The organism is Phytoactinopolyspora endophytica, assembly GCF_004138495.1.
GTDB lineage: Bacteria > Actinomycetota > Actinomycetes > Jiangellales > Jiangellaceae > Phytoactinopolyspora > Phytoactinopolyspora endophytica.
The window spans coordinates 567,253-568,521 of sequence record NZ_ML142849.1 but is presented as its reverse complement, the minus strand read 5'-3'; the positions used below and the strand labels follow the sequence as shown (position 1 = coordinate 568,521).

At 66.5% G+C, this 1,269-nt stretch carries 1 protein-coding gene; it reads left to right on the top strand.

The window, feature by feature from the left end; translation table 11 throughout:
• Window positions 1-178 precede the first annotated feature (178 nt).
• Window positions 179-1,269 (top strand): branched-chain amino acid ABC transporter permease (locus ELR45_RS02520; RefSeq protein WP_205855723.1); only part of this gene is annotated, 1,091 nt, incomplete at its 3' end.

Here is a 1,269-nt window from a genome sequence, read left to right as displayed (position 1 = left end):
TGCGTCCACTGAGCCTGCCAATAGATGGACGAGTCGGGAGGAGACGCGTTTGTTACGGACGCGCCGCGTCGCGGTGGCGATGTGTGTCACGTGGCTGATCGCCGTTCTCGCCGGCGCCCCGGCTGTCGCTGCGCTGGCGCCGGCCCCGGCTTCGGCTGGAGAGGCAGCCTCGGCGCCGATGAGCGGCATCCTTCCCGCACAGCAGGAGACGGAAGAGGGCCTGCGCGGCTCGATCCGCGACGGCGAGGGCGAACCCGTGCCGGATGTCGTTCTGATCGTCAGCGACAGCGACGGCAACGAGGTGGGCGAGGCCTCGACCGATGACACAGGAACGTGGGAGGTTCCGCTGCCCGGGCCCGGGACGTACTCGGTGCTGCTGGAGGAAAGCACTCTGCCTGAGGATGTCGACCTCCGCGACCCAGAGCGGAACCCGCTGGAGGTGCGGGTCACCAGCGGCCGGGTCGCGCCGGCGGTGTTCCAGCTGGGTGAAGGCGAAAGCGGACGCGCACAGCTCGACTCTCTGGTGCGGTCAACCGCCAACGGCCTCAAGTTCGGGTTGATCATCGCCATGGCGGCGGTCGGCCTGTCGCTCATCTTCAGCACCACCGGGCTGATCAACTTCGCACACGGCGAGCTTGTCGCGGTGGGCGCGATGCTCACCTGGTACGTCAACGTAGGCCTGTCCAACGACGGGGGACCCGAAATCCCGCTCATCGGCGCCGGGGCTATCGTGATCATCCTTGTCGCGTTGTTCGGTGGCGGGCTCGAAGTAGGGCTTTTCCGGCCGCTGCGAAGACGGCGGTTGGGAATCTTCCAGCTGCTCATCATCACGATCGGGCTCGGCCTCGCCATCCGTCACGTGCTCTTGGTGATCTTCGGCGGCTCGCCACGCACCTATCGCGACTTCGTCGGTCAGGAGACCGTCTCGATCGGGCCGATCTCGCTCACACCACGTGACATGGTCATCATGGGCCTGTCGGTGCTGATCCTGGCTGCCGTGGCGACGATGCTGCAGATCACACGGATGGGCAAGGCGATCCGGGCTGTAGCCGACAACCCCGCGCTGGCGTCGGCGTCGGGGATCGACGTCGACCGCGTGATCCTGACAGTGTGGATCATGGGCGCTGGGCTGGCCGCAACCGGCGGGATATTCTTCGGCTCGGCCGTCTCGGTGGACTGGTTCATGGGATTCCGGCTCCTGCTCCTGATGTTCGCGGCGGTGATTCTTGGTGGGATCGGCACGTACTACGGCGCGATGGTCGGTGGCAT